This window comes from Lihuaxuella thermophila (assembly GCF_900110165.1).
GTDB lineage: Bacteria > Bacillota > Bacilli > Thermoactinomycetales > Thermoactinomycetaceae > Lihuaxuella > Lihuaxuella thermophila.
In genome coordinates, this window is record NZ_FOCQ01000017.1 from 58,983 (window position 1) to 78,162 (window position 19,180).

At 42.9% G+C, this 19,180-nt stretch carries 18 protein-coding genes and 2 pseudogenes; 10 read left to right on the forward strand and 10 right to left on the reverse strand.

The genetic code is table 11. The features are described from left to right. Positions 1 to 6 precede the first annotated feature (6 nt). Positions 7 to 888, reverse strand: a complete 882-nt coding sequence (locus BMW55_RS16460) for a hypothetical protein (RefSeq protein WP_089972102.1) — start codon at positions 886 to 888, stop codon at positions 7 to 9. A gap of 380 nt (positions 889 to 1,268) precedes the next feature. Between BMW55_RS16460 and BMW55_RS16465 the strand changes: the two genes are divergently transcribed. Continuing rightward, positions 1,269 to 1,436, forward strand: coding sequence for a YitT family protein (locus tag BMW55_RS16465; RefSeq protein WP_342027766.1), 168 nt, complete (start codon positions 1,269 to 1,271; stop codon positions 1,434 to 1,436). 237 nt (positions 1,437 to 1,673) lie between these two features. Here BMW55_RS16465 and BMW55_RS16475 read toward each other — a convergent pair whose 3' ends face one another. Together BMW55_RS16475 and BMW55_RS16480 are read right to left on the reverse strand one after the other, a co-directional pair. Next, complete coding sequence (locus BMW55_RS16475) at positions 1,674 to 2,318, reverse strand: LysE family translocator (protein ID WP_089972109.1); 645 nt, start codon at positions 2,316 to 2,318, stop codon at positions 1,674 to 1,676. A 220-nt stretch (positions 2,319 to 2,538) separates the two neighbouring features. Continuing rightward, positions 2,539 to 3,162, reverse strand: coding sequence for an FMN-binding negative transcriptional regulator (locus tag BMW55_RS16480; RefSeq protein ID WP_089972112.1), 624 nt, complete (start codon positions 3,160 to 3,162; stop codon positions 2,539 to 2,541). Between the two features lie 132 nt (positions 3,163 to 3,294). Here BMW55_RS16480 and pdxR point away from each other — a divergent pair, with 132 nt between their 5' ends. Beyond that, positions 3,295 to 4,677, forward strand: a complete 1,383-nt coding sequence (pdxR, locus tag BMW55_RS16485) for a MocR-like pyridoxine biosynthesis transcription factor PdxR (RefSeq protein ID WP_089972116.1) — start codon at positions 3,295 to 3,297, stop codon at positions 4,675 to 4,677. Between the two features lie 651 nt (positions 4,678 to 5,328). Here the strand turns inward: pdxR and BMW55_RS16490 are convergent. The 4 genes from BMW55_RS16490 to BMW55_RS19075 form a co-directional block, all read right to left on the reverse strand. Beyond that, a complete protein-coding gene (locus tag BMW55_RS16490) occupies positions 5,329 to 5,817 on the reverse strand; it encodes a hypothetical protein (RefSeq protein WP_244527607.1) in 489 nt (162 codons plus the stop codon). A gap of 411 nt (positions 5,818 to 6,228) precedes the next feature. Next, positions 6,229 to 6,519, reverse strand: a complete 291-nt coding sequence (locus BMW55_RS16495) for a hypothetical protein (RefSeq protein ID WP_139179531.1) — start codon at positions 6,517 to 6,519, stop codon at positions 6,229 to 6,231. 514 nt (positions 6,520 to 7,033) lie between these two features. Then, positions 7,034 to 7,339: a hypothetical protein gene (locus tag BMW55_RS16500; RefSeq protein WP_089972123.1), complete on the reverse strand. Its 306-nt coding sequence runs from the start codon at positions 7,337 to 7,339 to the stop codon at positions 7,034 to 7,036. Positions 7,340 to 7,349: 10 nt separating this feature from the next. After that, positions 7,350 to 7,607 carry a hypothetical protein gene (locus tag BMW55_RS19075; protein ID WP_139179532.1) on the reverse strand — a complete coding sequence of 86 codons (258 nt, stop codon included), beginning with the start codon at positions 7,605 to 7,607 and terminating at the stop codon, positions 7,350 to 7,352. Positions 7,608 to 8,095: 488 nt separating this feature from the next. On the opposite strand from BMW55_RS19075, the gene BMW55_RS16510 reads away from it, so the two are divergent. From BMW55_RS16510 to BMW55_RS16550, 8 genes are all read left to right on the forward strand, one after another. Continuing rightward, entirely contained in the window at positions 8,096 to 9,442 is a 1,347-nt protein-coding gene (locus BMW55_RS16510; RefSeq protein ID WP_170839991.1) for a helix-turn-helix domain-containing protein, read from the forward strand. A gap of 240 nt (positions 9,443 to 9,682) precedes the next feature. Continuing rightward, on the forward strand, positions 9,683 to 10,273 hold the full coding sequence (locus BMW55_RS16520) for a TetR/AcrR family transcriptional regulator (RefSeq protein WP_089972137.1): 591 nt from the start codon (positions 9,683 to 9,685) through the stop codon (positions 10,271 to 10,273). A gap of 97 nt (positions 10,274 to 10,370) precedes the next feature. After that, positions 10,371 to 11,765 (forward strand): MFS transporter, encoded by a 1,395-nt coding sequence (locus BMW55_RS16525; protein WP_089972141.1) that lies wholly within the window; start codon positions 10,371 to 10,373, stop codon positions 11,763 to 11,765. 71 nt (positions 11,766 to 11,836) lie between these two features. After that, positions 11,837 to 12,589 carry an SDR family NAD(P)-dependent oxidoreductase gene (locus BMW55_RS16530; protein WP_089972144.1) on the forward strand — a complete coding sequence of 251 codons (753 nt, stop codon included), beginning with the start codon at positions 11,837 to 11,839 and terminating at the stop codon, positions 12,587 to 12,589. Positions 12,590 to 12,884: 295 nt separating this feature from the next. Next, positions 12,885 to 13,409 (forward strand): YfiT family bacillithiol transferase, encoded by a 525-nt coding sequence (locus tag BMW55_RS16535; RefSeq protein ID WP_089972147.1) that lies wholly within the window; start codon positions 12,885 to 12,887, stop codon positions 13,407 to 13,409. 236 nt (positions 13,410 to 13,645) lie between these two features. Further along, complete coding sequence (locus tag BMW55_RS16540) at positions 13,646 to 14,326, forward strand: SOS response-associated peptidase (protein WP_089972155.1); 681 nt, start codon at positions 13,646 to 13,648, stop codon at positions 14,324 to 14,326. A 402-nt stretch (positions 14,327 to 14,728) separates the two neighbouring features. Then, a complete protein-coding gene (locus BMW55_RS16545; protein WP_089972159.1) occupies positions 14,729 to 15,499 on the forward strand; it encodes an MBL fold metallo-hydrolase in 771 nt (256 codons plus the stop codon). A gap of 292 nt (positions 15,500 to 15,791) precedes the next feature. Next, a complete protein-coding gene (locus tag BMW55_RS16550; protein ID WP_089972163.1) occupies positions 15,792 to 16,814 on the forward strand; it encodes an alpha/beta fold hydrolase in 1,023 nt (340 codons plus the stop codon). Between the two features lie 403 nt (positions 16,815 to 17,217). Here BMW55_RS16550 and BMW55_RS19745 read toward each other — a convergent pair. The 3 genes and pseudogenes from BMW55_RS19745 to BMW55_RS19995 all read right to left on the reverse strand — a co-directional run. After that, positions 17,218 to 17,346 (reverse strand): annotated as a pseudogene (locus BMW55_RS19745) (S8 family peptidase); the annotation flags it as partial. A 62-nt stretch (positions 17,347 to 17,408) separates the two neighbouring features. Beyond that, complete coding sequence (locus tag BMW55_RS16555) at positions 17,409 to 18,494, reverse strand: hypothetical protein (RefSeq protein WP_089972166.1); 1,086 nt, start codon at positions 18,492 to 18,494, stop codon at positions 17,409 to 17,411. Positions 18,495 to 18,569: 75 nt separating this feature from the next. Then, a pseudogene (locus tag BMW55_RS19995) lies at positions 18,570 to 18,776 on the reverse strand (YiiX/YebB-like N1pC/P60 family cysteine hydrolase); the annotation flags it as partial. Positions 18,777 to 19,180 lie beyond the last annotated feature (404 nt).

The window sequence follows — 19,180 nt, forward strand, 5'->3', positions numbered from 1 at the left end:
GAAACACTACCAGTCTTGACGAGCTTTGGGTTCAAAGGTTTTGACTTTCTTTCCCGTTAAATCGACTTTATCCATAACGGTGTGATTAAATTGCGACAGATCCAATCGGATGCGAATCGTTAATTGGTGTTCTTTTCCAGCCGCGTCTTTACCCGTCACCAGCACCTGGGCTGTCTGCTCTTCAATCCGGTTTTCCTTGTTGATTTCCGCTTTGATATTTACCTGTTTAATCTTAATATCACGGGTCAGCTCCGGCAGATCGGGTTTTAATTCTCCCTTGAAGAATGGTGCTCCATGGTGACCGCGGTCCGGTTCATGCCCGGCGGCATTTTGAACCAATATCGAAACAAGCGCTTGAACAACAGGTGAAATTTGACCTTCCGAAAGATTTAAAGAGACTTCCTTGCTGCCATCTGTACGGTTTACAGACTGAATATCATTGCGCAATCCACTCATCAGCGCATCGATCACAAACTCTGCTTTTTGAGCACGATCACCCGATTTGTGATGAACTTTCTTTTCTTTTTCATTCATTACGTAATAGATCTCACTGTTACTTGCCTTCATGATTTTTTTATTTTCTTGATGGTATACCTCAAGCGTTTGTTTTTTCCCATTCGCTTCAATGTTTATTTTGCCGTTACCCGCATGGTTTTTGAGATCCCTTCGAATCGTCGAATCGACGGTAAACAGTTTTTTTCCGTTATCCTGTATGGATAAATCAAGATTTCCGGTCAGATTCTCAACTGCTTTTGTCTGCTTCAGCGCTGCCTTGTACTGATCGTAACCGGATGCGTTACCGGCCTTAACAGATAAAGCACTGGTCAGCAATACGCTTGCACTCACTCCCAGACTCAATGCAAAAATCCCCAATTTTTTCTTGTTCATTTTGTCACCTCTTCATTTCAGATCTGAATTACTTACACGTCTTATCATAGAAGGCAGTTCTAACCTGCCCCTAAACGAATTCTTAAGAAAATCTAAACCCGGATGAAAATTTATCTAAAATGCCGGTGACAAGATTGTGAGCTGTTGAACTGACCATCCTGGACGACATTGAAATCATCAGCCAATCCAACATGGTCATGAAGGGGCGATATGAGTTCTAAAAGCTTGCTTATTACAGATGCCGCGACTGGATTACCCATCTCCTATGCGAAAGTTGCCCTTTACTCCGTGGTTAATGGCGTGGCGGAAAAGACGACACCAAAAAAACGGCGAAAGCTCATGCGGTACTGCTTGACCACATGAGCTTTCGCCGTTTTCAAATGGGTGCGTTGTCCGTAACCGCTGGCCAGGAGATATTTTTGATTCCAAACCAAGTTGGAATTGTTGGCATTTCCATTATGTTATCTCATCTTACCGGGCTGAGTTCAGGAGCTTTCTTGTTTGTACTGAACAGGCCTGTTTTTACCGGTTACAACAACAATTTATAAAATTGCAATTTCCCTATTGCTAATATCCAACACTTCAATCTTCACAATACCACCAAGATTCTGTGACACTAAATCAGACAATTCTTTAAGCGCCATATGAAACTCATCGCTTCTTGTCTCATCTATTAATTCAATACAGAGGAATGATAAATCTAGACATAAACGATCACTCCATTTCATTTTACATATGGTCTTGGCCGAATCGCTATTTGCTGTGTCACGACACGATCACTTTCATCATGTTTTGGAGTTGGAGGGGCTCGCGAAGGCGGAGAATACCCCTAGAACAATATATAAATAACCAGTTATCCGATTCAGCAGCTTTGAACTCACTTTACTTCCCAGAATCCTCTCTCTCATATTTGCCGCAAGAACTGCATACAGCCCATCACTAATAAGAGCCAGCATAATAAATATAGTTCCTAAAAGCAAAAATTGTACTGGGACGGATCCGGCAGAAGGGGAGATGAATTGCGGAAAGAAGGCTAAAAAAAAGAGTGCTGTCTTAGGATTCATTACTTCTACAAGCGCTGACTGGTAAAAAATTCTAAATAAATTTTTGTGCGGAGCTTTTGGAGTTTCTGAAGTCGGTTTATCAGATGCAGAAAATAAAGTCTTACACCCCAGATAGATCAGATAAGCAGCCCCCAAGTATTTAACGATATGAAAGGCTGTTGCTGATGTCATCAGGATCGCGGAAACCCCAAGTGCCCCAGCTAAAACGTGAACAGAACCACCAAGTGAAACACCGAGAACTGATACCAGGCCTGCTTTCTTCCCTTGATCTATACTTCTTGCCATAATATAGAACACAGCTGGCCCTGGTATTATTAACAATGTAGCAGCAGCAACGACAAACAGCCAAATCGTTGAAAATTCCATAAAATTCAACTCCTTGTATTACTTTTAGCACATCATTTACCCGGGCTCCTTCTTTCTGGATGGGTGGAAGTCAAGGACACACTTTGTTCATACCAAACGAGAAATTCGGCATCCATCCTGCAATCAGAAAAGAACTGCCAGGAGCCCTCTGTGTAAAGGACCGGTGTTGACTGCCCCAGTTGTACACGATAAACAATTCAAAACCGTAAAATAGGCCTTATCATTTAAATAACCCTTTCCGTTTCTCACGCATCCACTGAGCAACCTGGTTTTCCCCTTGTTCATTTGATTTTTCAAGCTCTGCAACAATCGATTTGTAATCGGTGTCATTACGATTCTGACTCATTTTAGCTGCAGCTTGAATCGATGTGATTTCAATTTCAAAGCCAACTATTCCTTTCATTTCCCTCTTAAGAAACTCTGGATCAAACGTATCCCAGAGGCGACCATTTTCCCGGTGAGACTCATAGTGTGTAAGCATCATATCCAAAGCCGATATCAGCTCGTCATCAGTGAGTACACGCGATGTTCCATACGCATGTACAGCTACATAGTTCCATGTAGGAACATCTTCATGCTCATACCAACTTGAAGAAACGTAAGCGTGCGGCCCTTGGAAAATGAGTAACACATCACGATTATTTTCCAAAGTCTTTTTCTGCATGTTTCCGTAAGCAAGGTGCCCAGTCGCATATATTTTCCCCTCATCTTCCCGGATTTCCAAAGGAATATGCGTTGCCAAGGGCCGATGTTCATCCACAGTAATCAATATGGCAAACGGATAAGACTTCATTATTTGTACTGCTTCATCATGATCCATACGATATTTCTTAGGGATGTACACAATTATCATCCTTTCAACCTGTATTTGAGTTTAAAAAAATAATCATAAAAAATGGTAAAAAAATAATACTACACAAACTGACATAAAAAAAGGTACAATATCGAGAAAATATACATGTCAGAAGGGATGCAAATGAATAATATCATTTTTACTTTTAAAGATAACTCCCCGAAATACAAACAAATCTACGAGAAATTTAAATCACTTATTGAGCAAGGCGACATAAAGGCGAATGAGCCATTACCCTCCATTCGTCAACTTGCAGATTCCTTAGATGTGAGCCGTAATACAACATTAATGGCATATGAACAACTTGTTGCGGAGGGTTATATTCGTGGGGAGAGACGAAAAGGTTATTTTGTAAATGAGTTAGAACCCCTTTTATTTCAAGAAGCTCACAGCTCTTCTAATAATCACAAGCGAACAGAGACGATATCACCTGTTCGCGTTGATTTCCGTGCAGACGTGGTCGATCAACAACATTTCCCTTTAAAGACGTGGAGGCGGCTCTCTAATCAAGTATTAACGGTAAAGGACAGCTTTCGATACGGGGAACCTTTTGGCGAATTATGCCTACGCGAACAAATCGCATCATATTTACTCCAGTCACGTGGGGTGAGAACAGATCCTAATGCAATCATTATCGGAAGTAGTACTCAACAAATGCTTGTATACCTTGGGCATCTATTGAAGGATGAGTTCCAGAGCATTATCGTCGAAGACCCTGGTTTTGACGGTGCCAGAGAAGCTTTTCAATTCCATCGTTTTATTTTTGAAACTTTGCCGGTTTATGAAACAGGTGCTGATCTTTCACAATTAGAACGAATGAAATCACGATTAATCTATGTAACCCCTTCTCATCAAAGTCCATTGGGAGTCAGCATGTCTATTCAACAACGGCACATGCTTATTCATTGGGTTAACAAGATGCGTGGATTTATTATCGAAGACGATTATGACAGTGAATTTCGCTATACACAAAAACCATTTCCTGCTCTTGCCTCCATTGATTCAACAAGAGTCATTTATTTAGGGAATTTCTCAAAATCATTTCTTCCGGGAATCCGTTTAAGTTATATGGTGTTGCCGCAGCCCCTGTTAGATCGTTACAAACATCAATTCCGTCTTTTCGAAAGTACTACTTCCATTCTTAGCCAACTGACCATGGCTAAATTTATGGAAGCTGGAGAATGGAATCGCCACCTTAAACGCATGCGTCTTGTTTATAAACGAAAAATGCACCATTTAGTATCCGCATTAAGAAAAGAATTTGACAATAATCTATCGATTATTGGTGAGCAGTCTGGTTTATACTTGTTAGTCAAAGTGCACTTGAATCGTTCAGAAGAATGGCTCATCGAGCGTGCTTCCTCTTATGGTGTTAAAGTGTATCCCACCTCACGCTACTTCGTTCAAAACAATCCTGATAAACCAATTATTAAACTTGGTTTTAGTCATCTTTCTATTGATGAAATCCAGCTTGGTGTGGAACTCTTAAAAAAAGCTTGGTTATAAAAACACTCAAGATATTATCAAGAAATTTTTTCACATAAAGAAAAACCGGTTTTTCGTTCCAAAAATTGTCTTAGAGTATGTTTTCCGCGTTTTGTTGATCGGATTCCTTTTTGAATGCAACACTTCCGCCTTTACACCTTGGCCACGCGCCGCCGTTTCCCCACTTGTCTAATTGGAGATTTTCCTGTTGGTCATAGCCAACCATCCGCCCGGCAGGCTATATAGAAAAAAGCCCGGGAAGATATCCTGAGCCTTCATGATAATACCCGTGGCTTGCGAAGCAATGGCCGGAGGGTTGTATCTTTTTTCCGAAAAAACAAATTTGGGGAGTTAGATGCAGCAAAATTAAAAAGGAGTAACAAGATGTTTGGACTCACGGCGCCGTGCCTGCCGCCGAGTCCGAAATGATGTCCCGCGGCACGGACTTCATCATTTCCACCATCAGTTCTGAACCGGCCGTTCGTTGGTTCTGGACTTGGAAATCTTCTACAGCTGTTCCTAAATGGCTCCATCACGGAAACGGGTGAGTATTTCCCTATCCCTAAACTTCAGAGACGGATTTCTTCTTTTTCTCCGCCCGAAGATCCTGGACGAGATAATACACCGTGTTGGCAGCGAAAATCACTACGAATAGCATGATGGTAAACGGAGTCATGCTGTCTTCTCTCCTCTCAGATCCGTTTCCGGTATACGGTGTTCGATCCGGCTGGAATCCCAAAAGATCATGAGCAATTTCCTGCGGTCTGCCCACAGCAGAAACAGATTCATGACGACCAGAACCGTGCTTAAATCCGCCACACCGATGCCGAAACAAACATTCACCATCAGCACATTGACCGAAATCGGGAAATAGGCGACTGCCCCCAATGTCGCGGTCCGGGGAATCATGATGAGGATGGCTGCCATCACTTCACCGACACCGATAAAAATTTCGTAAACCCGTGAATAGGCAAAAAAAGTCCAGGCCAAAGCAAACCCTTTCGGGTCCGGATGCAAACCGGCGATCTGACTCGTCGGCTCAACGGCTGCAAACTGACCCATGATGATTTTGGCCAGCCCGTAGATCAGGAAGATGAATCCCAGGTACAGACGAAATGAAACGGGAACCGATTTTTTCATCGCACGCCACAAGCGCTTCATACGTTTTTAACCACCTTTTTTGTTCCAATCATACAGCAGCCATCTGAACATCAGAAAAATATAAGCTTAACAAGAGTTAAACTTTTCGGCGGATTTTTCCATGATTATGTTTTTTTTGATGATGTTGGTTGTGGTGGTTGCGGTTTTTGCGCTTTCGATGTATCCAATGAATGCATTTGCTGATGTTACTGATTATTGCGTTTGTGATGGTGATTCTCCTTACACTTTTTGTGATGGATATTGGGTATTCTTGCCTACGTATGGTCATGTTACATTAGATAAGTTCATTTCTATACACAGGCCAGGTGACAGGGTAGCCGCGCAGATCCCATAATAAGAAAATAAGATGCATTCTAACTGGAATACATCTCTATACCCTATACGCTATCTATCATTTTAGAAATAGTGCCGTCAGATCCATATTCCCTTGGAAATCCCTTCCAACATCCCAGGGAGGACCACATAAAGGCCAATGCCCGGGAGCAACAGGCCCCAGATCTCCATTGGGATGAAAAACAAGCTGCTTTCCTCTTCAGCGTCAGGCGTGTTTATACTTTTGCCGATGAAAAAATTGAGCAGGCCGGCGAACACAAACCCGAGGTAGAAAATCAGGTTCCCGAGAATCGAATAACCGGAAAAGTCAAGCCATTTAAAAGCGAGCACGCCCATGAGCCCGACGCACAGGGCCGAGATCGGCAACACCACAATCCCATAACCACTCCACCAAATAGGAATATCAAATCAGCCCTCCTCAAGGATACCATCTGCGCCGCCACCAAGAAGCCCTTTTCAAAGTAGCAAGCAAGTAACCTCAATATCATTATACAAAACATTGCGATTATTTGCCAAAGTGAAGCACTTGGGCGCAGCAGAGAAAAAATCCATCTTGTTTGTGATGGCAACGGAAAGAAGAATCGTGTTGTGCCGTTTCCAAAGCGTACGGGATGCCAGTTATATTGTATCAGAAAAATGTCTTAACGTAAGGAGGAAAAGTGGCTGCAACAAGCGATGGAATACTATATGATTCAAAACGGAATGTACGATCCCGTCACGGATCAAGAAAAGGAGAAATGAACTTTATATTTGTATTTGAGTGCATTTTCCGTTCCTGAGGTACGATTGAATCAACCTGAATGAAAAAGATCCCGCCCCAATCGGGCGGGATGCCAGGCAGAGGAATAATATTTAGTTACGGACTCATTCACTGGAGAATGCGTTATTTTCCCCGTCTGATCCGTATGATGGCAATCGTTCTCACTTCAAATTCAAGAGATCTTTCCGCATCGGGAACCCGGATGTTTTGCTGTTTGATGCAATCATGACAAGCCATATAATCATCGACGACCCTTTTCTCATCCGGCACGACCAGGCGGAGTTCCAGCCTGGATTTTGTTTTCAGGCAGACTTCGCAATACAACTCCATCTTCGTATAGCAGGGATGGGGTTCGATCAGGATGGCTTCCCTCAATTCCCGTTCAATCTTGTTTGCCATCTGGTTGATGAGTTTCATTCTGTCCGCCATCTTCCATCCCTCACCTGCTTTCAGGATGGTCCCGGCTATCGACCGTCGGCAGCAGATGTTTGCGGTCCGCCCTGCCGGATGTCAGGTTCATATCGAACACCCGGCCCGTACACTTCAGGTTAAACGTGTTTCGCAGCTCTTTAACCACTCTTTCGATCTGGGGCCGGGGATAACCCAGCTTGGCCAGCACGTAAACGACCTGGCCCACCGCATCCCCTTTCCTGATCATCGAAGACTCCCTGGCTGACGAACTCTTTTTCTCTCCCAATTTCCTTCTCCCCCCTCTGCTCTGCTCCGATCCGATGATACAAGCCCCGTCTTTTCCGGCTCCTCTTCGGGTGTTATAATAGAGCCGTAAACCATTTACATTTTTGTTGAGCCATTCTTTGTAGAGTCGGCTCTTTTTTTGTGCCCGTTTCAGCCTCCCGCTTTTTCCATTCCGGAAATTTTCAGCCTCCCTTCCTGAAGAAATTGAATCCACCCCAACAAAAAAGTGAGTCGACACCAGCTTAAGCGCTGGTTCGTTGATTAAATTATAGTCCATTAGATTAAATTTTTTCAATATTCCGTCATCGAAACTTTATTTTTTAAATCAGGAACCGTTTGCCTGTACCCATGCGGTTGCATGCAAATGTTTGCCGTTTTCACCCTAACAATTTAAAAAATATTCATTTAAACGGAATAGTCCCATTTTCATTTCTGCCTTTTTATTACATAATAGGGATTATCAACGAAGATGATCAGGGGGTTTGCCAAATGGGCCATTACCTACACGACGGCCTGATCCGTTATGTGATTAAAAAAACGCGAATCGACAAAGGGTTGCATCAGAGGGATTTAGCCGATGTACATATCTCCGACGGCACGATCAGCAATATCGAGCGCGGAAAAGTGGTGGTCAAAGATGATACCTTTCACTATCTTCTTCACAAACTGGGGTTGGACAACGGAAAACTGGAGGAGCTTGTCGAACAGGAAAGAAAACGGATCGAACATTTGAAGTTTCAGTTGGATGGAATTGAAAGCCTGTTAGAAAACGGGGACTTGGAAGCTGCATATGAAGATTTGAGACTGGTTCCCATGGATGAATTTCACCCACTAGCTCCCTATTACACCTATTTAAAAGGACGATACGAATATAAAAGAAAGCAGTGGAATAAAGCAAGCAAATACTTCAAACTTGCCCTGCGACTGTGCAAACAACATATGATTGATCCCGAAGATAATATAATTTCCATGTGTTTTAACCAATTAAGCAGATGTAGCTATCATCAAAATGATTTAGCTCAAGCGCTTGAATATGTCAAGCATGGATTGGAGAAATACGATGATACAAAAGGAAAAAGAGAAGTAAAGTATTTTTTGTTTTCTAACAAGATTTTATTTCTGATCAAATCATCCCATTTAGATCATGCATCACAGATATTAAATGAGCTATGGCCGTCTATCCCCCAGATTGACAGCATACCTGTATTACTTGATCTGTACAAGTACAGAGCCGCCATATTACGTGAGCGTGGAGCGTTTCAAGAAGCAATATCAATTTCTAATGAGGGAATAGAAATTGCCCGTAGAAATTGGATTCAAAATCAACACCTTGATTTACTTAATGTATTGGGAAGCGTCTATCTTAAAAATAAAAAGTTTGAAATGGCTTTTCCACGATTTGAAATGGTGCTAAAACTGGACCGTAAATTAAAATATCCGCGCAGGCATGTAGATGCACACACGTACCTGGCGATGTTATATTCGGCTCAAGAAGATTGGGGGAAAGCAGACTACCATTTAAAAAAAGCAATTGACATCGGACGGAAGGTAGCCGACCTTTTCCGGTTGGCTAAAGCTCTTATTGTACAAGGAAATTTCTATTATTATCAGCAGAAATACAATGAAGCGATACCACTATATCAAGAAGCATCGGAACTTTCCGAGAGGCATGGTTTCAAACAAAGACAAATTTCAGCCTTATTGAAACTATCAGCCTGTTTTGCTAAGATGAAAAAAACCGATGAGCTGCACAAGTGCAATGAAAGGCTGGTTTCTATCATAAATGAACTCAAAATCATAAGTGAGGATGATTTTTATGAAGTTTGGCCTACATAATTTTCCCAAATCGGACAATCCCCTCCTTAACTCTTCTGTACCAATAAAACTTGGTGACGATGATGATGATACACGTGGATAATTCTAGAAAAATTATCAACATAACATCCTGCAACCAGGATGTTATTTTTATGCCGCGACGGCAGATGATACACTGATCATCATCAGCATCACGAATAAACATTATTGACCGTTCATTCAAAAAAATGATATCCTCAGGTCACAGGGGGTTTCAGTATCATGGCAAGACCCAGAGAATTTGACAAGATGGAGATACTTACCAAGGCAGTAGATATCTTTTGGTGTCGCGGTTATCGAGGGACTTCTATGGAAGATCTCGTCAAACATTTGGGGATCGGGCGTCAAAGTTTATATAATGCCTTTAGCGGCAAACGCGATCTGTTTATTGCCGCTCTGAAACACTATGCGGATCAAAAGACGGCTCATGTCGTGAATATCCTTGAAAACAACCAATCAGGGAGAAAAGCCATTTCCCGTGTATTTTATGATGTGTTGGAAACAGAGCAAAACGAACGCGAAAAAGGTTGTTTGATCGTCAATACGGCAATCGAACTCGCACCGGATGACCCGGAGATTGCGGATCTTGTTCAATCGAATGGCAAGAGAATCGAACAAGCGTTTTACCGGGCATTGGTCCGGGCCAAAAACCAGGGTGAGTTAGGTCATTCCCATGATGATCTGCTGGCGTTAGCCCGGTTTTTAAACAATGCCCGGGGCGGATTGATGGTAACGGCAAAATCCACATCTGACACTGATGTTCTGCGAAATATCATTCAAATTACTCTTTCAGTATTAGACAAAAAAATATAGATCGCCTGACAAGACTCCTGATCTATATTTTTTTGTCCATTTTGGAATGATCGATCAAAAATAATCGATTTTTGAACCGGGAAAGGAACATCTGTTAATGAAGACAAGATTGATTTTTATATTAGCGATGGCCAATCTCATTTCCGCCATGGATTTTACCATCATCTATGTAGCGCTTCCTGCAATTGGCGAAAGCCTGGATTTTGATGGAAATCATCTGCAATTCGTCGTCAGCGCTTATACGATCATATACGGAAGTTTCCTCTTGTTTGGCGGACGAATCACCGACCTGCTCGGTCGGCGTCGAATGTTTATTTTTTCCTTAGGATTGTATGGATTCGGTTCATTCATCGGCGGATTTTCCCAACACGGATGGCTTCTCATTGTTGCCCGCGGAATTCAAGGCATGGGTGGGGCAATCCTTTTTCCTGCGACTCTTGCGATACTTTCTACCAGCTTTGTTGAACAGTCTGAGCGAAATCGCGCTTTTATGATTTGGGCATCTGCAGGGGGGATCGGATTGTCCTCAGGTATGATTCTGGGCGGATTTCTGACAAATGAATTCGGATGGGAGTCGACTTTCTTCTTTCTTATTCCCGTTGTTCTTCTATTGATGATTCTTACCCCGTTCACTCTGAAGGAGAGTTATGGTGCTAATCAGACACGTCATTACGATGTGACCGGAACGGTTTCTGTCACCACCGGCATGATACTGATTGTTTATTACCTTGTGCAGGCGCCTGTCTACGGCTGGCTGACAGCTACCACTTTGTTCGCGGCCATACTTGGCACGATCTTACTGATCCTCTTTTTGTTTATTGAGTCCCGCACGAAAGAGCCTTTGATGCCTCTTCAATTTCTCCGTATACGAACGTTGACCGGTTCCATGTTGATCGCCGGATTTTTTCAGATGACATTTGGCACTCAATATTATTTTCTCACTTTATACATGCAACAGGTTCTTAGCTACACTCCCATTCAGGCAGGGGTTGCATTTTTAGCCATATCCATGGCGGGCATAGCGGGCGCAAGAATCGTCAACCGCATCGTATCCGCCATTGGTTTTGCCCGTACGCTGGCTGGTGGAATGCTTCTGGGTATGATCGGTTTTCTGCTGTTTACGCAACTTTCAGTAAATGGAACACTTTGGGGGATGCTTCCGGGAATGATTGTCAGCGGCATCGGTTCGGGCTTTGTTTTTCCCATTATGTTCCGGCCTGCAAGCATCGGCATCGATCCAACAAAACACGGAGTCTCTTCTGCGATGGCCTCTACCGGGCAACAGATTGGCGGTTCGATCGGACTTGCGATGATTTACATCTTTATCACGCTGCGCATTGCAGAGATCGGCGATCCAAACCTTCCCTTGGAATCTCAGAATCCTGTCACGTTAACCCATGTTCTTCGTACTGCCTTTTTGGTGGAGGCTGTTTTTGCACTGATCGGAGCGATGATTGCACTCAAGATCTTTAAGCACCATCAAGTGCTTTGAAGGAGGTGATTTTTCAAAACCCTTCATAAAAAATCGGATGCCAAACTAATTAAATGTGAAAGGATGATTCGATGCAAATTTCATTAGAAGGAAAAGTAGCCATTGTAACCGGTGCAAGCCAGGGAATTGGATTGGCTACAGTGAAGGCATTGGCACAATCCGGCGCAAAAGTAGTAGCATCTACCCGTAAACCATCAGAGGAATTAGTGAAATTATCCAAGAGCACCTCTGTGCTTCCGGTCGTTGCAGACGCCACAGCCATGGAAGGTGCGCAAAAAATTGTGAATGAAGCAGCAGCCAAGTATGGGCGACTTGATATCTTAGTAAACAATATCGGGGCTGTGGATCGACGCCAAAATATAGGTTTTTTGGAATTAACGGATGAAGAATGGCTGGAAATGATCCATGTTAATTTCATGAGCGTCGTCCGGACATCACGTGCTGCTTTACCACTATTGGTCAAACAAGGCGGATCGATCGTGAATATTTCAAGCATCAATGCAATCATGCCAATCAAGCAAATTATCGCCTATAGCGCTACGAAGGCTGCGGTTACCAATCTTTCCAAGAATCTGGCTGAGGAATTTGGGCCGAAAGGGGTTCGTGTCAATACGGTTGCACCAGGGCCGACACGAACGGCAATGTGGGATCAAGCTCCCGGAGATTTGGATGAACTGGCCAAAAACTTCGGCATCACCCTTCAACGTTTTGCAGAACCCGAAGAAGTAGCCAATCTCGTTTTATTTCTAGTTTCCGATCAAGCAGCTATGATCACCGGTGTCGATTATATAATCGATGGTGGTTTGGTAAAAACCATTCATTGAGAAACGGGAATATCAAAAAGGGCCAATGCCAATGGCCCTTTCTTTCATTACGCATTTTGTAATCCCCCGCGATAGGTTGAATGTTTATTCTAAAACGCTTGTGTTGCTCGATGAGATGACTACTACGGTGCTCCCTCAAGAACACGACCCTTTCGGATCAAAACTCCCTTTGAAGAATATGCACCCGATTGGCTCGTTTTAGCTGAAATTGTATAAAATAGTCAGATATAATAGGATCAAACAAATGTTTTGTCACTCATTTGTTCAGTGTTCAATACTGAGGAGGATCAAACAAATGGAACATTTGCGCTACCCGATTGGACAATTTCAAATGGATCAAGAAATAACGGGTCAAATGCGCTTGCGATGGATCGATGAGATTGCCGCCGCACCGGGTGAGTTGCGCCAAGCGGTTCAGGGTCTCACGGAAGACCAGCTCAATACTCCTTACCGGCCCGGAGGGTGGACAGTCAGGCAGGTGGTTCATCATTTGCCTGACAGTCATTTGAATAGTTATGTCCGTTTTAAATGGGCATTAACTGAAGAAGTACCATTCATCAAACCCTATGATGAAAAAGAGTGGGCAGAACTGGCAGATTCCCGGACTGCGCCGATTGAAGTTTCTTTATCTTTATTCGATTCATTGCATCAACGTTGGACCCTATTACTCCGAGCGATGACAGACGAAGACTTTCGCCGGACTTTCCGGCATCCTGAAAGCGGTACCCTCACTTTGGATCAAGCGCTGGGTCTGTATGCGTGGCACGGGAAACATCATATCGCGCATATTACTTCATTAAGAAAAAGAATGGGATGGTAATACAGACAAACCTCATCCATAACGGTGTCGGGGTTTAATTGTTTTGACGGCTATGTTTTCACCTTTTGATGTGTCTGCTGTTTCTCATTTCTCGGAATCCTCTTGAAAAGAGTATGAAGAGGAGATATGGACAGACGCAAACCTGATAGGATAATCAGTAAAATAAGGAAACATCTTCAAGGGGAATCAATGGTACAATGGGAATAGATATTCCTATTTAAAAGGAGAAGCGGGACATGTGCGGACGTTTTAGTTTATTCTCTCCTGTCGAAACCCTTCGGGAACGGTTTGACTTTGAAATCACCGGTGAATGGGAGTATCAGCCCCGATACAACATCGCCCCAAGCCAGCAAGTTTTGGCCATCATCCACGACGGAACGAAACGAAGAGGAGGTTTCCTGCGCTGGGGCTTGATTCCGACATGGGCCAAAGACAAGAAAATCGGATACAAGATGATTAATGCGCGGGGTGAGTCTGTCCACGAAAAGCCAAGTTTCAAGCGGCTTCTACATCGCCAGAGATGCCTCATCTTAAGTACGGGATTTTATGAATGGGCGAAAACACCAAACGGCAAAGTCCCCTATTTCATCCGGCTGGCAAACGGGGAGCCCTTCGCTTTTGCCGGACTTTGGGACAGGTGGGAGCAGAACGGGGAAGTCATCCACTCTTGCACCGTGATCACGACCATCCCCAATGAATTAATGGAGCCCATTCACAACCGGATGCCAAGCATACTGCGGCCGGATGAAGAAGAAGCCTGGCTCGATCCGCACGTAAAAGACACCGAATACCTGAAGTCATTGCTAAAGCCATATCCGACGGAGGAGATGATCGCCACTCCCGTTTCCACCATGGTCAACTCACCCGCAAATGATCGGCCGGAATGTATTGCTCCGTTCGGTGACGGTCATGTTTAGAGGAATGGACCTCGTCGAAAAAAATAAAAAGGTTATATTTACACGCCCGTTTATCTTCATGATAGCGGGCTTTTCTATATGCTTGCGGTTTGACATTTTCGCGATGAAAAGAGAGATTGCTTCTCCTCATGCCCGAAACACTATTAGTGTCAATCCGTTTTCAAAGCGGTAGGAGACGATTCTTATCGTAGAAGACATTCGCACACCGGAAAAACCCAAAAAACACTTGACAAATACAATAATTTATGGTATAATAATAATTTATTTGAATAATTATTGTGAGTCTATTAATATATGAATAGAACGTCAATCAATCACCGCACCAGCTTCGATCTTCTATTTATTCCAATCAACGGAGTTCCCGATCAACAAACTCACCAAATAAAGAACCGGGAGGCTTTTATGCGAATCGCCAATGGAGTGGAAATGTTGGAAATTCAGGCAAATATCATGGGCAAGCTCGATTATATTCACCCTGTGTTCATCTGGGATGAAAACGAGGCAATCCTGGTAGACACGGGTTTTCCAGGTCAACTGGCAAAATTTCGCGAGGCGGTCGGTAAGGCGGGTATAGATTTTGATCAGCTCAGCAAAATCGTTATTACCCACCAGGATTTGGACCACATTGGAAGCTTACCGGATCTTGTGTCCGAATTGCCGCATCAAGTTGAAGTGCTGTCACATCCATTGGAACAACCGTACATTCAGGGTGAACAAAGACTGCTTAAACTTTCCCCGGAGGCCGTGACCCAGGCCATTGAGTCGTTGCCGGAGGATGTGCCGGAGGAGTGGCGCAAGGCCTTTCAAGCGGTGCTTGAAAACCCGCCCCACGCCAAAGTTGACCAGACCGTAACGGATGGCGATGAGTTGCCGTACTGTGGAGGAATCATCATCATCCATACCCCCGGACACACTCCCGGGCATATCAACTTGTATCATAAACAAAGCAAAACCCTGATCGCCGGAGATGCCCTGGCCGTGGAAGAGGGGCGGTTGGTTGGTCCGGACCCCCGATATACGCTGGATATGAATCTGGCCGTCAAATCATTGAAAAAGCTGACCCGATACGACATCGAAACGGTCATCTGCTATCATGGAGGCTTATATCAGAAGAACACAAACCGGCGCATCGAAGAATTGAGCGAGGGGTACAAAATGTACCGGCATGACTGAGTGCATCCTATCGCTTTGACAGAAAATTATTCGATACGATCTCTTCCATCCTCCTTCCAAAACAGGATGGAAATTTTTTTATATTTGCCAATCATGCCTGGTGTCCGAACCGGCCTGAAACCGCATCTGTTCTTAAATGAAATATACAAGGGAATCCGGAGATCATTCATGCAAACGAGACTCATTCAGACACATTAAGTAAATGTCGGATTTATATGGAGGAAAGTGAGCCGGAATCGAGAATATTATTATTCCACCCTAAATCCAATTGTTGGAAAAGGAAGGGACTCAAATGTTCAAAAGTCGGACTCCGAATCACACGGATTCCCAAGGCAATGATGTGGATGGGAGTATTGCTTCCATCAAACGGGTAAAGATCGGCGGAGTCGATCAATATATCCTGCTCAGGGGAATCGATCGCAATAACCCGATCCTCCTTTTTTTGCACGGCGGACCCGGTGCGGCTCAGATCGGTTTTGCCAGGCATTACCAAACCGATCTGGAAAAGCATTTTTTGGTCGTCAACTGGGATCAGCGTGGTTCCGGAAAATCTTACTCCAGAAAAATAAACCCGACATCCATGAATATAGAACAGTTCATCCAGGATACCCATGAGCTCATCCAGGTCCTGCTCCATTTATTTGGGCATAAAAAGCTGTTTCTGGCCGGCCATTCCTGGGGAAGTATCATCGGGGCAATGACCGCCAGGAGATACCCCGAACTGATCCATGCTTATATCGGGATCGGTCAGATGGTCGATGCCCGGCACAGCATGCTTCTCTCTTACCAAAAGCTTTTAACATGTGCAAGAAAAAAGGACAACCAGAAAGCGATCCGGCAACTGAATCGGATCGGGCATCCTCCTTATGACAAAATCAGATCTTTTTCCGTCTATCAAAAATGGCTGAAAAAATTTGGCGGCTCCATTCGGGGAGGAACTTTCACAAAGATATTTGCAAAGGGTTTTTCCTCAACCGAATATACGCTGAATGATTGGTACCGCTTCAGAAAAGGCCTCCGGTTTTCAGCTCAGTATCTGGGTGAGGAGATCTTGAAAGCCAATCTGCTTCAGGAAGTGCCGGAGCTGAAGGTTCCTGCCTATTTCTGCACAGGCCGTCACGATTGCCAGGCTCCCTGGGAGCTTCAGGAACAATACTTTGCTGATTTAACCGCTCCCGCCAAACAGATGATCTGGTTCGAAAATTCAGCCCATGCCCCGCATTTTGAAGAACCTTTTTCTTTTTTCATCCAGTGTTTGCGGATCAAAGAAGAGGTTCTCACCCCTCATTTAAAAAGAAGCCTGTTTTTGGTGTAATAAAGAAAGGCGCTAATGGGGAGCGCCTTTCTTTTTGCTACTTCAGCTTACAGGAAAAACGGGTACTTCCATAGGAAAACGCGTCCCTTCCCCGAGTTCGCTTCCACCCAATGGTTTCCCTCATGCGTCCACAAACATTTTAGCTAGCTAGGCCCAGAACTGTTCCACTAGACAAGCGGTTGCTCAAACCTGCTATCTGAAAAAAACACTGAAAGATGTTTGGAAACTTTTCCGGCAGGATGCTGGGGCAATAGTCTTGTATTTCGAAATCCTTCCCATTCCCCGAAGGAAATAGGGATGAAACAGGGATATCCTATTCAGATCCTGTCCCCGTTAGACCTCTTTTTCTCAAGGCTAGAAAAAAGCTAGCTACGTAAATCAGACTTTTTATTCCTAACCAAAGTTAGTAGGTAACGGCTTTGTATGCATTAACCCTTCCATATGTCCAGTAAACTCCCGTACCGGTGATTTTATCAGCTGTTTCCTCAATTGCTGCGCGAATCTCTGCATTATTCCGTCCCTGACTAGCCAAACCCCATTGCTGTGAGAGAAAAGCCGGGTCATTTGGAGTCCACATAGCATCGTAATCATATCTTAGAAATCAAGAATAGCAAAGTTTTGTATATGCCACTTTTTCTTAGGCAATATCATCTGGCCTTCTTTTTTGAAATCCTCTAGCCTGAAGGAAGCTATTATCCCGCCAAATCTTTTGGGGTCTTTGCTGTGTAATTGTGTTAAAATAAACAGTTTCCCATTGTTAAATGACGCTAACTCATAAGGAAAATGAAGTTTTTTATTATGCAATAGGTTTAAATTGGCGTCATAAACAAGAGTACCGGCACTTACATAATCATCATAGTAACTCATATATAGTTTTTGATCTTTCTCATACAGTTTGTCTGTAGTAATGTTATTTGAAGGATAATCTAAATAAATCAATTTGTGTGTTTTAATATCTAAAATGCTTAGCTTTTCTTTTGTTGTCATTATCAATTTGTTATTAAAAATGAGTAAATCGTTTGCATGATTGAATGCTATTGGAATGGTTTTAACTAATTTACCTTGGTTACGGTCTATCAAATACAAATATGAACTTTGTTTTTCGATATAATCACAAAAAACATAAACAAAGTTATCGTCGTATTCGGCCTGAATTAACAATGGAGGCAGAGTGACTTGATATGTTTTTTTCTTTTTTAAATCATTTATATCAACAATGTTCTTCTTTACGTCTATATTAAAAGACCTAATTTCTATCTCGTCATCAGAATGATAAAAAGAAAAGGGGGATCTAACCTTTTTCTTATTGATCAGTTCAAACTTACGATTTAGTTCATACTCATGAAAATTAAATTCTTCTGAAACCAAAACAATACCTTGTTTTTTGGGGTGAATTTCCGTAATCCCATCAATATCATAAGACTGCGAAAATATCTCTTGTTGGTTTTTAATAACAAGAAGATCTGTCTTTTTATCAAATGGATGAGAATAAATAATTCCTATTTTTTCTTTTATAACACCCTCATTTTTCGCATTAAGAAATTCATTTTCTATGCTATTTACTTGCATTTCTCCATCGGCAGGTGGGGGGATTTTAGAGAGCATTATTTTAATTGCTCCAAAAATACCAATAGCAATCAGTAACAGAGATAAAACATAAACAGCAACCTTCTTATTCACGAGCATCAATCCTTTGTAGTATATATTGCCTGTTCATAATGAACAGGCAATAAAATCTAATTATATCAATCCTGTTTAGTTTTTTGCCCAGTATCTATACGTGTGTGCATCTCTTTCTAAGTCAACAGGAAAAACCCAATAACCTCCATCCGCATCTAAATCCCATCCCTGTTGACGCCAAGCCTGCCAGACTAACTTTGAACAGTAATATGAGCCAGTAAATGTCTTAGATGCAGAAAGTGAATATGGTTTACCAACTTGTCGAGCAGCATAATAAGCTGCATTATGGAGCTCCTCTCCTTCTAAATTTTTTCATTATCAATTCAATCTCCTACTAATTGCACGAATTTCTGTATTTATATTCATTTTTAGATGTTAAAAAATATTATCCTCAATTTAACTTACTATTTAAAGCCTGTTCTACTGTGCTTGAACAGGTGCAGTTTCAGAAAATGTAGAAACCGAATTAAGCCTAGGTGTTTCCACAATCCAAAGAATTGATGGGGCCGATAGATATGCAGTATCTGCAAATATTGCAGAAAGACTTGGGACACCACTTGCATCAGTAACTGCCATTGTAACAAGTGGATTTATACTGACCCCATAAGACCCCAGACAAACTCTAAGTTATTATAGAATAGGGTTGAAAGGGGTTTTTCTTATGCCTAGAAGAAAGTGGTCTGCTG